The organism is Phenylobacterium sp., from assembly GCF_016793285.1.
Lineage (GTDB): Bacteria > Pseudomonadota > Alphaproteobacteria > Caulobacterales > Caulobacteraceae > Phenylobacterium.
This window is the reverse complement of record NZ_JAEUMO010000015.1, coordinates 1-13699: the sequence shown is the minus strand read 5'-3', so window position 1 is coordinate 13699 and position 13699 is coordinate 1. Positions and strand designations below refer to the sequence as shown.

14 protein-coding genes and 1 pseudogene are annotated in these 13699 nt (G+C 70.0%); 8 read left to right on the top strand and 7 right to left on the bottom strand.

Annotated features, from left to right (window positions below):
• Window positions 1-549, bottom strand: a pseudogene (locus JNL41_RS01945) (tRNA uridine-5-carboxymethylaminomethyl(34) synthesis GTPase MnmE); the annotation flags it as partial.
• A complete protein-coding gene (locus JNL41_RS01940) occupies window positions 546-776 on the bottom strand; it encodes a DUF6489 family protein (protein ID WP_293472583.1) in 231 nt (76 codons plus the stop codon). The pseudogene JNL41_RS01945 and the gene JNL41_RS01940, both read right to left, overlap by 4 nt.
• Window positions 777-869: 93 nt before the next feature.
• Here JNL41_RS01940 and JNL41_RS01935 point away from each other — a divergent pair, with 93 nt between their 5' ends.
• The 3 genes from JNL41_RS01935 to JNL41_RS01925 all read left to right on the top strand — a co-directional run bounded on the left by JNL41_RS01935 (window position 870) and on the right by JNL41_RS01925 (window position 4082).
• Window positions 870-1565, top strand: a complete 696-nt coding sequence (locus JNL41_RS01935) for a dienelactone hydrolase family protein (protein WP_293472582.1) — start codon at window positions 870-872, stop codon at window positions 1563-1565.
• Complete coding sequence (locus JNL41_RS01930) at window positions 1565-2533, top strand: quinone oxidoreductase (RefSeq protein ID WP_293472581.1); 969 nt, start codon at window positions 1565-1567, stop codon at window positions 2531-2533. The genes JNL41_RS01935 and JNL41_RS01930 overlap by 1 nt, the downstream gene beginning before the upstream one ends.
• Window positions 2534-2681: 148 nt before the next feature.
• Window positions 2682-4082: a serine hydrolase gene (locus tag JNL41_RS01925; protein WP_293472580.1), complete on the top strand. Its 1401-nt coding sequence runs from the start codon at window positions 2682-2684 to the stop codon at window positions 4080-4082.
• Between the two features lie 320 nt (window positions 4083-4402).
• Here JNL41_RS01925 and rho read toward each other — a convergent pair whose 3' ends face one another.
• From rho to hemE, 4 genes are all read right to left on the bottom strand, one after another.
• On the bottom strand, window positions 4403-5848 hold the full coding sequence (gene rho, locus JNL41_RS01920; protein ID WP_293472579.1) for a transcription termination factor Rho: 1446 nt from the start codon (window positions 5846-5848) through the stop codon (window positions 4403-4405).
• A 254-nt stretch (window positions 5849-6102) separates the two neighbouring features.
• Window positions 6103-6579 carry a CopD family protein gene (locus JNL41_RS01915; RefSeq protein ID WP_293472578.1) on the bottom strand — a complete coding sequence of 159 codons (477 nt, stop codon included), beginning with the start codon at window positions 6577-6579 and terminating at the stop codon, window positions 6103-6105.
• A 1-nt stretch (window position 6580) separates the two neighbouring features.
• Window positions 6581-7609 carry a ferrochelatase gene (hemH, locus tag JNL41_RS01910; RefSeq protein ID WP_293472577.1) on the bottom strand — a complete coding sequence of 343 codons (1029 nt, stop codon included), beginning with the start codon at window positions 7607-7609 and terminating at the stop codon, window positions 6581-6583.
• A complete protein-coding gene (gene hemE / locus JNL41_RS01905; protein ID WP_293472576.1) occupies window positions 7606-8655 on the bottom strand; it encodes a uroporphyrinogen decarboxylase in 1050 nt (349 codons plus the stop codon). The genes hemH and hemE overlap by 4 nt, the downstream gene beginning before the upstream one ends.
• Before the next feature lie 509 nt (window positions 8656-9164).
• On the opposite strand from hemE, the gene JNL41_RS01900 reads away from it, so the two are divergent.
• The 5 genes from JNL41_RS01900 to dnaQ all read left to right on the top strand — a co-directional run bounded on the left by JNL41_RS01900 (window position 9165) and on the right by dnaQ (window position 13031).
• Window positions 9165-10013 (top strand): pyruvate, water dikinase regulatory protein, encoded by an 849-nt coding sequence (locus JNL41_RS01900; protein ID WP_293472575.1) that lies wholly within the window; start codon window positions 9165-9167, stop codon window positions 10011-10013.
• On the top strand, window positions 10010-10597 hold the full coding sequence (locus tag JNL41_RS01895; protein WP_293472574.1) for a Maf family protein: 588 nt from the start codon (window positions 10010-10012) through the stop codon (window positions 10595-10597). Before JNL41_RS01900 ends, JNL41_RS01895 begins: the two co-directional genes overlap by 4 nt.
• A complete protein-coding gene (gene aroE / locus JNL41_RS01890) occupies window positions 10594-11448 on the top strand; it encodes a shikimate dehydrogenase (RefSeq protein WP_293472573.1) in 855 nt (284 codons plus the stop codon). Before JNL41_RS01895 ends, aroE begins: the two co-directional genes overlap by 4 nt.
• A gap of 13 nt (window positions 11449-11461) precedes the next feature.
• Window positions 11462-12049: a dephospho-CoA kinase gene (coaE, locus tag JNL41_RS01885; RefSeq protein WP_293472572.1), complete on the top strand. Its 588-nt coding sequence runs from the start codon at window positions 11462-11464 to the stop codon at window positions 12047-12049.
• A gap of 235 nt (window positions 12050-12284) precedes the next feature.
• Window positions 12285-13031, top strand: coding sequence for a DNA polymerase III subunit epsilon (gene dnaQ, locus JNL41_RS01880; RefSeq protein ID WP_293472571.1), 747 nt, complete (start codon window positions 12285-12287; stop codon window positions 13029-13031).
• A 44-nt stretch (window positions 13032-13075) separates the two neighbouring features.
• Here the strand turns inward: dnaQ and secB are convergent, their stop codons facing one another.
• Window positions 13076-13558: a protein-export chaperone SecB gene (gene secB / locus JNL41_RS01875; protein WP_293472570.1), complete on the bottom strand. Its 483-nt coding sequence runs from the start codon at window positions 13556-13558 to the stop codon at window positions 13076-13078.
• Window positions 13559-13699: the final 141 nt, after the last annotated feature.

Here is a 13699-nt window from a genome sequence, read left to right as displayed (position 1 = left end):
GGCGACGTCGGCCGGCACCTCCTCGTCGGGGAAGTCGACGGCGGCTTCCAGCATGGCCAGCGCTTCCAGCAGCGCCTCGCTCCAGCGCGCCTGGACGTCGGAGAGCCGCCCGCCCAGTTGCTCGAGGGCCTGCCGCCGCTGGGCCTCGGTCTCGGCCTCGACGAGGTCGGCGACGCCTTCGGCCTGGGCGAGGTCCAGTTTGCCGTGCTCGAAGGCGCGGCGGGTGAACTCGCCGGGCTCGGCGAGGCGCAGGTCCAGCTCGGCCAGGGCGGCGATCAGGGCGCCCATCACCGCGGGACCGCCGTGAATCTGCAACTCGGCGACGTCCTCGCCGGTGTAGCTGTTGGGGGCCTGGAAATAGAGGACCAGCGCCTGGTCGATCAGTTCGCCGTCCTGATCGCGCAGGGCCTTCAACGTCGCCACGCGCGCGTCGGGCACGCTGCCCGTCAGCTCGCGGAGCGCCGAGCGCACGGCGGGGCCCGACAGGCGCACGACTGCGACGGCCGCGCGACCCGCAGCCGTGGCCGGCGCGTAGATGGTGTCGGTCATTTCCGGGTCGTGGCGGCGTCCATGAACCTACGGAACTGCTCCTGGGCGCCGGTCCCGAAGCTCATCCAGTTCTTCATGAACTCCTCGGGATTGAGCATGTTGATGTTGGCGTCGATCCGTTTGCTCATCTCGGACACCAGGTGCTCGTTCAACGCGCTCACGTCCGGCAGGCCGAGGAAGCGGCGGGCCTCTTCCGGCGAGCAGTCCACTTCGATGGTCATCTTCATCGTGTCTGGCCTTCCCTATGGTCGGCGGAATATGGCTGCGACCGGCCCCGGTGCGCTAGTAGGCCAGGGCGGCTTTCAACGCGAGGACGGGACATGGGCGAACGCATCACCATTTCGACGCCGGACGGCGGGTTTTCCGCCTATGTGGCGCGCCCCGAGGCCGAGACCGCGCCCGCCGTGGTGGTGATCCAGGAGATCTTCGGGGTGAACCAGGTGATGCGCGACATCACCGACGGGCTGGCGGCCCAGGGCTACCTGGCGATCTGCCCCGACCTCTTCTGGCGGATCGAGCCCGACATCGACATCACCGACAAGTCCAAGGTCGAGTGGGACAAGGCGTTCGCGCTCTTCAACGCCTTCGACGTGGACCTGGGCGTGAAGGACATCCAGGCGACGATCACCAGGATCCGCGCCGACGCGCAGAGCAACGACAAGGTGGGCTGCGTCGGCTTCTGCCTGGGCGGCCGTCTGGCCTTCCTGGCCGCCACCCGCACCGACGTCGACGCGGCGGTGGGCTACTACGGCGTCGGCATCGAAGGCGTCGTCGGCGAGGCCGAGAAGCTGACCCGGCCGCTGATGCTGCACATCGCCGAGGAGGACGGCTTCGTGCCGCCGACCGCGCAGGCGATCATCAAGCAGGCGCTGAAGGACCACCCCAACGTGGAGATCCACAGCTACCCCGGCCGTGACCACGCCTTCGCGCGCGCGGGCGGCGAGCACTACCACGAAGGCGACGCCAGGCTGGCCGGCGGCCGCACCCTGCAATTCTTCGAAAGGACGATCGGCTGATGCGCGCGGTTCAATTCACCCGGACCGGCGGTCCCGAGGTGCTCGAGGTCGTCGACGTCCCCCTCCCGGAGCCCAGGCCGGGCCAAGCGCGGGTGCGCCACGAGGCGACCGGCATCAACTTCATCGACACCTACCACCGCACGGGCCTCTACCCCGTGAAACTGCCCTGCATCCCGGGCGGCGAGGCGGCGGGCGTGGTGGACGCCGTCGGCGAGGGCGTGACGGCCGTGAAGATCGGCGACCGGGTCGCCTATTCCGGCGGCTTCGGCGCCTATGCCGAGGCCAACTGTGTCCAAGACGACCGCCTGGTGAAGCTGCCCGAAGGGATCGACGCGCGCACGGCTGCGGCGATCCTGCTGAAGGGTATGACCACCGAGGCCTTCGTCTGCCGGACCTATCCGGTGAGGGCCGGCGAGACGGTGCTGGTGCATGCGGCCGTGGGCGGCGTGGGCCAGATCATGACCCAGTGGCTGAAGGCGATCGGCGCCGAGGTGATCGCCACCGTCGGCTCGGACGAGAAGGCCGCCAGGGCCCGCGCCCTGGGCGCCGACCACGTGATCCTCTACCGCGAGCAGGATGTAGCCGCCGAAGTGAAGCGGATCACCGGCGGCAAGGGCGTGCCGGTGGCCTACGACTCGGTCGGCAAGGACACCTTCGAGGGCACGCTGGGCAGCCTGGCGCGCCGGGGGCTGTTCGTGAGCTTCGGCAACGCTTCGGGGCCGGTGGCGCCCTTCGCCCCCGGTCGTCTCGCCGCGGGCGGCTCGCTCTACCTGACGCGCCCGACGTTGTTCGACTACGTCGTGACGGCGGAGGAGCTGGCCGCCAGCGCCGCAGCGGTGTTCGAGATGGTCCTGTCGGGAAAGATCCGGATCGAGATCGGCCAGACGTTTCCCCTCGCCGACGCCCGCAAGGCGCACGAGGCCCTGGAAGGCCGCGCCACGGTCGGCGCGAGCCTGCTGTTGCCCTGACCTCGTCGCCTGACATCCCGGGATGGGATGACAACCGGGGTGGGACGACCATGACGGGCCGGCCCCGTTTCACGTGAAACAGCGCTGCTCCGGTTGTCGACGCCCGGCCTCCGGCGTGACTATCTCTCCCGGTGGCGGAGGGTGGCGCATGAGGATGTCCCGGCGGGCGGTGGGTGCGGGCATGCTGGCGGCGGTGGCTGCGCCCGGCGCGAGGGCGCAGCCGGCGTGGGTCGCCCCCGACAACGGGGCGATCGACCGGATCCTGGCGGAGCGGATCGACACGCTGCGACAGGGCGTCGGCATCGTCGTCGGCGTGATCGACGCGAAGGGTCGGCGGGTGGTCAGCCACGGAGTCGCGGCGCGGGCGCCCCATTCGCGGCCGCTGGACGGCGGCACGGTCTTCGAGATCGGATCGATGACCAAGGTGTTCACTTCGCTGCTCCTGGCCGACGCGGTGCGGCGGGGCGAGGTTCGCCTCGACGATCCGGTCGCGAAGTACGCGCCCGCCGGGGCCCGCATGCCCGAACGGGGCGGAAGACAGATCACCCTGATCGACCTGGCGACCCACACCTCGGGCCTGCCGCGCATGCCGGACAACTTCAAGCCGGCGAACCCCGAGAACCCCTATGCCGACTACGATGCGGCCAAGCTCTACGCCTATCTAAGCGGCTACGCCCTCACCCGGGACATCGGGGCGCAGTACGAATACTCGAACCTGGGCGCGGGCCTGCTCGGCGACGTCCTCGCCCGCGAGGCGGGTATGACCTATGAGGCGCTGTTGCGCCGGCGCATCCTCGAGCCGCTGAAGATGCGCGACACGACCATCGCGCTGACTGCGCCGCTGAAGGCGCGGCTGGCGGCCGGCCATACCGCGACGCTGGCGCCCGCGGCCAACTGGGACCTCGACGCTCTGGCCGGCGCCGGCGCGATCCGCTCCACCGCGGACGACCTGCTGACGTTCCTGGCTGCGGAGTTGCGCTACGCCCCCTCCCCGCTCGCCGGCGCCATGGCCGACCAGCTCGTCCCGCGCCGCAAGGGTCCGGCGCCGGTGGACATGGCGCTGGGCTGGCACGTCTCGAGCGGCGAGGTCTACTGGCACAACGGCGGCACCGGCGGCTATCGCAGCTTCTTCGGCTTCGACCCGAAGTCGCGCATCGGGGTCGTGGTCCTGACCAACGCCGCTACCGTGGCCGGCGGGGACGACATCGGCTTCCACATCCTGGCCGGACGGCCGCTCTCGAAGCTGCAGCCGGCGCCGCCGCCGCGGGTGGCGATCGCCCTGCCCTCGGCGGCCATTGCGCCGTTCGTCGGGGTCTACCACCTCGCGTCCGCGATGAAGATGGAGGTGTCGCAGGAGGGCGCCCGGCTGTTCGCGCAGCTCACCGGCCAGGCCCGCTACGAGATCTTCCCGGAGGGCCCGAACGACTTCTTCTGGAAGGTGGTCGACGCCCAGGTGACGTTCGAGCGCGACCCGGCGGGCGGGCCGGTCACGCGCGCCGTGGTCCACCAGATGGGGCGCGATACGACCTGGACGCGGGCCAACCCGTAGGGCCAAGCCTGTTTCACGTGAAACATCGAAGCGCAGGTATGGCCGGGCGCTACCGCGGGTAAACTGCTGGGGTCGGACCGACGCGCCCGGAGCGCTGCGGGCCTCGTCCCAGGCGCGCGGAGACGCATCCGCATGCGCCGCCCGCTCCGAAATTCGCCATATGGCCAATTTCGAAATCAGGCGTTGTTTTCGTTAGGGTTTTTCTGCCCGTTCCGAACGGTGTTCGGTGGCGCAACGCGGCACGGGCGCCGCGCCTTCCCACCGAAGCGCCGCGCCTGGGTCCCGGCCTCGGGTCTGCGCCCAGACCGGGACGACAGCTCTTACGTGTTCATCGACTGGAAGAAGTCGTCGTTGTTCTTCGACTGCCGCAGCTTGTCGAGCAGGAACTCGATCGCGTCCTGGGCCCCCATCGGGTTCAGGATGCGGCGCAGGATGTAGGTTTTCTGCAGGTTGGCCTTGTCGGTGATGAGCTCTTCCTTGCGGGTGCCGGACTTGAGCACGTCGATCGCCGGATAGATGCGCTTGTCGGCGACCTTGCGGTCGAGGACGATTTCCGAGTTACCGGTGCCCTTGAACTCTTCGAAGATGACTTCGTCCATCCGGCTGCCGGTGTCGATCAGGGCCGTGGCGATGATCGTGAGCGAGCCGCCCTCCTCGATGTTCCGCGCGGCGCCGAAGAAGCGCTTGGGGCGCTGCAGGGCGTTGGCGTCGACGCCGCCGGTCAGGACCTTGCCCGACGACGGGACCACGGTGTTGTAGGCGCGGCCAAGGCGGGTGACCGAGTCCAGCAGGATCACCACGTCGCGCTTGTGCTCGACCAGGCGCTTGGCCTTCTCGATCACCATCTCCGCCACCTGAACGTGGCGGGTCGCCGGCTCGTCGAAGGTGGAGGAGATGACCTCGCCCTTCACCGTGCGCTGCATGTCGGTGACTTCCTCCGGGCGCTCGTCGATCAGCAGGACGATCAGGTAGCACTCGGGGTGGTTGGTCTCGATCGACTTGGCGATGTTCTGCAGCATCACCGTCTTGCCGACCCGCGGCGGCGCGGTGATCAGGCAGCGCTGGCCCTTGCCCAAGGGCGCGACGATGTCGATGACGCGGCCCGAGCGGTCCTTCAGCGTGGGATCCTGGATCTCCATCGTCAGGCGCTGGTCGGGGTAGAGCGGCGTCAGGTTGTCGAACATCACCTTGTGGCGGACGTTCTCGGGCGCCTCGAAGTTGATCTGACGCACGTTGACGAGGGCGAAGTAGCGTTCCCCTTCGCGCGGCGCGCGCACGGCGCCCACCACGGTGTCGCCGGTGCGCAGGCCGAACTTCCGGATCTGCGAGGGCGAGACGTAGACGTCGTCGGGGCCCGGCAGGTAGTTGGCTTCCGGCGAGCGCAGGAAGCCGAAGCCGTCCTGCACAACTTCCAGCGTGCCCGAGCCCTCGATCTCGACGCCCTCTTCGGCCAGCGTCTTGAGGATCGCGAACATCATGTCCTGCTTGCGCATGGAGTTCGCGGATTCGACTTCGAGCTGTTCGGCGAGCGCCAGCAGGTCGGCGGGCGACTTGTCCTTGAGCTCCTGCAGGCTCATGCGCGTCAGGCCCATGGCGGCGATGGCCTTGGAGGCCTGGCTGGGCTCTTCCGGTTCGTCGTCTTCGGCTTCGGCCTCGGCGGCGACGTCCGCGCCTTCGGCTTCCGCGGCGGTGTCCTCGGCTTCGGCGACGACGGTGTCGACGTCGTTCTCGTCAGCCGGGATGTTGTCCTGGGTTTCGTCAGTCATCTGAATTCACTTTGCAATCTCGCGCCCCAGGACGGAGTCCCGGTGCGGTCTGGTCGTGGTGTGGGCGCCGTTCAGCGCCGTTGTTCTCGTCTCGTGGGAACCGGCGGGTCCGGGCGACCGACGTCTTGGAATCGGAGGCAGCGGGGCCGGTGAAAGGCGGGGCGCGCCGGAGGCCGACGCGTATCCGAGGGGAACCATGTCCGCGCCTCAGGGTCAAGACGTGGGGTTGGCGCGGGAGGTTTCAAGAGCCCCAGTCAGCGCTGCCCGAATTGCAAGGTCACCGCCAGCACTGCGACGATGGCCAGCAGGAAGGGGATCTCGTTGGTGGCGCGCCAGAACTTCGCGCTCCGGGGCCGCTGGCCGGCGGCGATCTTGCGGCGCGCGCCCGCCAGGAAGCCGTGCCAGCCCGAAAGCGCGATCACCACGGAAAGCTTCACGATCATCCACGGCTGGGCGAGGAAGCCCCAGCCTTCCTGGGCGGCGTAGACGTGCCAGAGGATCAGGGTGACGCCGAGTATCCAGGTCAGCACCATCGCCGGGTTGATGATGATGCGCAGCAGCTTCGCCTCCCACACCTTGAAGTGGGCGTCGAATTCGCTGCCGGGCGGGGCGGTCTCGGTGTGGTACGCGAAGAGGCGCGGCAGGTACATCATGCCGCTCATCCAGGCGATCACCGCGATGATGTGCAGGCCGCGCAGCAGATCGTAGCTGAGGACGTCCGGCCAACCCATCTCACGCGCGCTCCTGTTCCCGGCACGCACACTTGGCATGACCCGCCGGGCAGAGCCAGGGCCCGTAGGGGTTGGCGCCGGCGCGGCCGAGCGCATCGGTGACCGCAGCGGCCAGGGCGTCGATGAAGCTGGTCGCCACGCCCGGCGTGCGGGCGCGCAGGTACGGCGTGACGCCCAGGCGCTTCGCGGCCGCGGCGTACTCGTGGTCCAGCTCGACCAGGGTCTCGACGTGTTCCGACACGAAGGCGATGGGAGAGACCAGCACGCCTTTGTCGTCCAGGGCCGCCCTGTGGATCGCCTCATCGATCGACGGGCCCAGCCAGACGAGGCGGCCGACGCGGCTCTGGTAGCAGACCTGCCAGTCCGCCAGCTCGGGCAGTCGCGCCGCGATGGCCGCGGCGGTGGCCTCGATCTGCGCCTGATAGGGGTCGCCGGCGTCCACGACGCGCTGGGGCAGGCCGTGGGCGGAGAACAGCAGGCGCAAGCCCGCCGGACGGCCGGCGCGCTCGTAGACGCGGCGGATCTCCGCGGCGTGGGCTTCGATCAGGCCGTCCGCGGTGGGGTAGCAGCCGACGGCGCGGACCCGGCCTGGGCCCTTGTAGACGCCGGCCCATTGCTTCAGCGACGAGCCGGTGGTCGTGGTCGAGTACTGCGGATAGAGCGGCAGCAGCACGATCTCGTCAGGCTCGAACGCGGCGACCTCACGCGCCGTCTCGGCGGCGAAGGGCTTCCAGTAGCGCATGGCGACGAAGACGCGGGCGTCGTGGCCGGCCGCCCGCAGCTTCGTCTCCAGGGCCTCGGCCTGGGCCTTCGTCTCGGGCAGCAGGGGCGATCCGCCGCCCATGATCGCGTAGTTCGCCTGGGCGGTCTTCGTGCGTCCGACCGCGATGGCGGCCGCCAGTGGGTAGCGGGCGATGGCCGGGAGCTGGATGATCGCCGGATCGCGGAAGAGGTTGAAGAGGAACGGCCGCACGGCCGCGGGGCCATCGGGGCCTCCGAGGTTGAAGAGGACGACCGCGAGCTTCGTCACTCTGCCGCCAGCGCCTTCGCGGGCTTGCCGGTGACGCGTTCGACCACGCGGGCGATGTGGCTGATCGGCGTCGTGGGCATGACGCCGTGGCCGAGGTTGAAGATGTAGGGCCCGCCCGACCACTGCTCGAGGAGCTGTTCGACGCGGGCGTCCAGCGCGGGGCCGCCCGTGGCCAGCAGCAGGTTGTCGAGGGCGCCCTGGATCGCCTGGCCGCCCTGCTGGATCTGGCGGCCCATCGCCGCCGAGGCTTGGGTGTCGAGGGCGACGGCGTTCACCGGGACCTTCGCCGCATAGTTCGCGACCAGCGCGCCGCAGCCGCGCGGGAAGCCGATGAAGGGGGCGTCGACACCGGCGGCACGGACCTTCTCGACGATGCGCTGATGCGGGCCGATGACGATCCGCTCGAAGACGTCCTCGGGCAGGTTCTCGGCCCAGCTCTCGAACAGCTTCAGCACCTGGGCGCCCGAACGCGCCTGCATGACCAGATAGCGGGCGGTGGCGTCGACCAGCACGTCCAGCAGGGCGTCCAGCGCCTCCGGGTGCTGGTAGGCGTAGGTCCGCGCCGCCTCGCGCTGGGAGCCGCGGCCTTCCAGCATGTAGGTGGCCACCGTCCAGGGCGCGCCGGCGAACCCGATCAGAGCGCGTTCCGGCTCCAGTTCGGCGCGGACGCGGGCCAGGGTCTCGCCGACGTTCGCCAGCCTGGCGGTCGAGCCCTCGACGGCGTCGCGGAGCTGCCCGATCGACGGCAATGGGCCCAGGCGGGGCCCCTCGCCCGCCTCGAACCAGACGTCCTGGCCCAGCGCCAGCGGGATCACCAGGATGTCGGAAAACACGATCGCCGCATCCATGGGGAAGCGGCGCATGGGTTGCAGCGTGACCTCGGCCGCCATCTCGGGATTGAAGGCCAGATCCATGAAGTCCTTCGCCCGGGCCCGCAGCTCCAGATACTCCGGCAGCGACCGGCCGGCCTGGCGCATGAACCACACGGGCGGCCGCTCCAGGGTCTCGCCGGCCAGGACACGCAGAAGGCGGGGTGTCTCGCTCATGGGAGCCTTAAAGCCTGCCCGGCGCCCGGGCTCAAGCTCTCCCCTGCCCGGCCTTCCTCCCTTCAAAAGGAAAGAGTCTTGAAGTTGGTTGGAGAAGGAGAGGTTGGCCCGGTGGGCCGCGTGGAAAACCTTGATGATCCTTTGACAATCCTCCGGCTGTCCCCGGCTTGTCCCAAGGCCGCGCGGTTCATGCACAGACCCTGTGAGTTCCGGGGAAAGCCGCCAGCCGCCTCTGACAGCCCTTAAGGATTCGTTAAGACCTGCGGGGAGAACGCGGGGCGCCGAGGCGGAAACACAGGTCCGCGGGCGCCGGTGGGGGGGAACGGCGCCCAGCCCGCCGGGCCTGAGGATTAACAGATCGTAAACGGGCCGATCGCTCCACGCGATCCACCGGGACGGCCGGGGCGGGTTTCCGCGACGGCCTCTATCCCCAACGGCGTCCAGCTTCGCTAAGACTGAATCCACAGGATCCGTCCCCAGGATTCCGGCCCAGGGATTTTCGCCGCCCGATGACCGCCCAGCCCCGCCTCGCCACGTACTTCCATATCCATCTGGTGTCGGATTCGACCGGTGAGACGCTGAACGCCATGGCGCGCGCGGTGTGTGCGCGCTTCGAGAACGTGCTGCCGATCGAGCACATTTACGCCCTGGTGCGCTCGCAGCGGCAGCTCGACCGGGCCCTGGACGACATCGAGGAGTCGCCGGGCATCGTCCTGCACACCATCGTCGACGACAAGCTGCGTGCGGCGCTGGAGGAAGGCTGCCGCCGGCTCGACATGCCCTGCCTGCCGGCGTTGGACCCGCTGGTCTCGGCGATGCAGCGCTACCTGGGCGCCGCGACGACCAGCCGCGTGGGGGCGCACCTGCGTCTCGACAACGACTACTTCAACCGCATGGACGCCCTGAACTACGCCATCGGCCACGACGACGGACAGGGCGGGCAGGATCTCGATCAGGCCGACGTGGTGCTGCTGGGCGTGTCGCGCACCTCCAAGACGCCGACCTGCATCTACCTGGCGCATCGGGGCGTGCGCGCCGCCAACGTGCCGCTGGTCCCCACCCGGCCGCCGCCCGAGAAGCTGTTCCAGCTCAAGAACGCCCTCATCGTGGGGCTGCTGATCTCGCCCGACCGGCTCATCCAGATCCGCCGCAACCGCCTGCTGAGCCTCAAGGAGACGCGGGACACCAGCTATACCGACCAGGAGGCCGTGCGCGAGGAGATCATCGCGGCGCGCCGGCTCTACGAACGCCAGGGTTGGCCGACCATCGACGTCACGCGGCGCTCGGTCGAGGAGACCGCCGCGGCGGTGCTGAACCTGCTGTCGCGCGGCCACGGCCAGGTCGAGGTGCTGGGATGATCGTGCTGGCGTCGAAAAGCGCCGCGCGCCGCGCCGTGCTGGACGGGGCGGGCGTCACCTACGAGGCGACCGTGGCCGGCGTCGACGAGGACGCCGTGAAGGCCTCGCTGCTCGCCGAGGGCCAGGGCCCGCGCGACGTGGCCGATGCGTTGGCCGAGCTGAAGGCGATCCGGGTTTCGCGGGGGCGGTCCGATCTCGTGATCGGCGCAGACCAGACGCTGGACCTGGACGGACGGCTCTACGACAAGGTCGACACCGTCGCGGCGGCCCGTGACCGCCTGCTCGAGCTCCGCGGCAGGACACACAAGCTGCACTCGGCCGTCGTGGTGGCAAAGGCGGGCGCGCCGATCTGGCGCGAGGTGGTCACGGCGAAACTCACCATGCGCGACTTCTCCGACGACTTCCTGGAGCACTACCTCGCAGACGAAGGCGAGCGCGCCTTGGGGTCGGTGGGGTGCTATCGGCTGGAGGGGCCCGGCGCCCAGCTCTTCGCGAAGATCGAGGGCGACTACTTCGCGATCCTGGGCCTGCCGCTGCTGGGCCTGCTCGACCTCCTCCGCCGCCACGGCGCGCTGACGCCATGACCGGGCGCAGGATCACCGGCCGGACGGTCGTCGCGGGGGTAGTGGGCCATCCCGTCGCCCAGTCGATGTCGCCGATCCTGCACAACGCCTGGCTGGCGGCGGCGGGGATCGACGGCGTCTACGTGCCGTTCGCGCCCGACGCCCACGGCTTCAGGCGCCTGGCGGAGGGGTTCCGGGGCGGCGCGGTGCGCGGGGTCAATGTGACGATCCCGTTCAAGGCCGACGCGCTGGCGGCGGCCGACAAGGCCAGCGAGGCCGCGCGGCTGGCTGGGGCGGCCAACCTGCTGCTGTTCGAACCCGACGGCCGGATCCTCGCCGACAACACCGACGGCTTCGGCATGCTGCGCGCCTTCGCGGTCCAGGCGCCGAAGTGGGATGCGGCGCTGGGGCCGGTGACGGTGCTGGGCGCGGGGGGCGCCGCGCGCGGCGCGGTCGCGGCGTTGCTGCTGGCCGGCACGCCGAAGGTGTTCGTCGTCAACCGCACGGTCGAGAAGGCCGAGGCGATGGCCGCAGCGCTGGGGCAGAAGGTCTCGCCCCTGCCCCTGAACCACGCCGTCGGCGCGCTCGGCCTCTCGACGGCGGTGATCAACGCGACCTCCGCGGGGATGGGCGGCGCGCCGTCGCTGGACGTGCCGCTCGATGCGACCCAGCCTGCCTGTGTGGTGATGGACATGGTCTACAAGCCGTTGGTCACCCCGTTCCTGCAGCAGGCTCAGGACCTGGGGCGGACCACGGTCGACGGGCTGGAGATGCTGGTGCGCCAGGCGGAGCCGTCGTTCGAGGCCTTCTACGGCGAGTACCCTCCGGCGGAGGTCGACGTCCGCGAACTGGCGCTGGAGCAGTTGAGATGAAGGTGGCCGCTCCATGAAAGTGATCGGGCTGACGGGCTCCATCGGCATGGGCAAGTCGACGACCGCGGCGATGTTCCGCGACGCCGGCATCCCGGTCTACGACGCCGACGCGGCGGTGCATGACCTCTACGACGAGGGCGGCGCGGCGGTGGGGCCGGTGGGCGAAGCCTTTCCCGGCGTGGTGAAGGGCGGCCGGGTCGACCGCGAGGAGCTGCGCCGGCGCGTGCTCGGCCAGCCCGACGAGCTGAAGCGCCTGAACGCCATCGTCCACCCGCTGGTGGGCCGAGACCGGGTGGGCTTCTTCAAGGCCGCCGAGGCGAGCGGCGCCGACATGGTGGTCCTGGACGTGCCGCTGCTCTACGAGACCGGCGGCCACGCCAACGTCGATGCGGTGGTGGTGGTGTCCGCCCCCCCGGAGATGCAGCGCGAACGGGTGCTGGCGCGCCCCGGCATGACCCCGGACCGCCTCGACGCGATCCTGGCGCAACAGCTTGCCGACGCCGAGAAACGCGCCCGGGCGCACTACGTGGTCGACACGGGCCGCGGCCTGGAACACGCCCAGGCCCAGGTCACCGACATCATCGCCAAGCTGCGGACGTAGTCACGCCACCACCCCCGAACCCCCTCCGCCGTTGCCGTCCCGGTTATGCCGCCAGCCAAAGACCGGGATCCCGTGCCGCAGACGGCCGCCGCATGACCAGGGTGGCGCGCATGCGAACAATATGGGAACATCGGCGCTCAGGCGATGGCGGTGAGTTGTGGGTGATTTCAGAGGATTGGGGACATCCCCCCGGCGCCGGTTGCCCGGGCGGGCCGACGCACGGCATGACGGGCGCATGGCGCGTGAGATCGTTCTCGATACCGAGACCACCGGGTTCGACCCGCTGACTGGCGACCGGCTGGTCGAACTGGCGGCGCTGGAGATCGAGCAGTTCGTGCCGACCGGGCGCAGCTTCCACGTCTACATCGACCCCTGCCGCGACATGCCGACCGAGGCCGAGCGCATTCACGGGCTGTCGACGGCGTTCCTGCGCGGCAAGCCGCGGTTCGAGGACGAGACGGTCGTCGACAGGTTCCTGGAGTTCGTCGGCGACGCGCCGATCATCGCCCACAACGCCGCCTTCGACCGCGGCTTCGTGAACTGGGAGCTTTCGCGCTGCGACCGCGCCGAGATCCCGGAGTCGCGCTGGATCGACACGCTGGGCCTGGCCAAGCAGCGCTTCCCGGGCATGCACAACTCGCTGGACGCGCTCTGCAAGCGCTTCAAGATTTCGCTCAGCGAGCGCGAGAAACATGGCGCGCTCATCGACGCCAAGCTGCTGGCCGCCGTCTATCTGGAGCTGAAGGGCGGCCGCGAGCGCAGGCTGGAGCTGACGGCGTCGATGTCGGTCGGCGCCGCCTCTGCGACGGCCCGCGGCGACTACGGCCCGCGTCCGCGCCCCTTCGTGTCGCGCGCGACCGAAGCCGAGCGCGCGATCCACGCCGCCTTCATCCGCGACAAGGTGAAGGGCGAAGCGCTCTGGGCGCCGTTCGGCCTGGACGGCGCAGGCCGCGAAGCGGCCGCCGAGGAGAAGGCGGCCTAACGCGGGAAAGCAAGCGCAGGCGAAGGCGGCGCGCGGCCCCGGGGCTAGGCGTGGCCGACCTGCGGGTCCTGCTGCGCCTTGCGCGCGGCGTAGACGCCGCCGAAGTCGATCGGATCCAGCAGGAAGGGCGGGAAGCCGCCCTCGGACGTGACCTCGGCGATGATCCGGCGCGCGAACGGGAAGAGGTAGCGTGGGCACTCGATCAGCAGCACCGGCTCCATCTCCTCGGGCTGCACGCCCGAAATCTGGAACACGCCGCCGTACAGCAGCTCGACGTGGAACAGCGGGCCGTCGGTGCGGTTGGCGCGGGCCGAGAGCTTCAGGTCCACCTCGAACAGGCCATCCTCGCGACCGCGGGCGTTCATCTCGACGCCGAGGTCGATCTGCGGCTGGTCCTGGCTGGGGCGCAGCGCGTCGGGCGCGCGCGGGTTTTCCATCGACAGGTCGCGGATGAACTGGGCGAGGATGCGGATGCCGGGCTCGGCGGAGCCTTCGGGCGCGGCCGCGCCGGCGTCGATGTCGGTCATGGGAAGGCGGAAATCTCTCTGGTTCGCGGCGGAACGCGCGCGGGTTCGGGGCACGCGGCTATCATGGGGTCGACGGGGATGCAACGTCGCCCCTGACGCGGACGTTCCGTCGGACTATATAGCTATGATCGGGCGTATGAG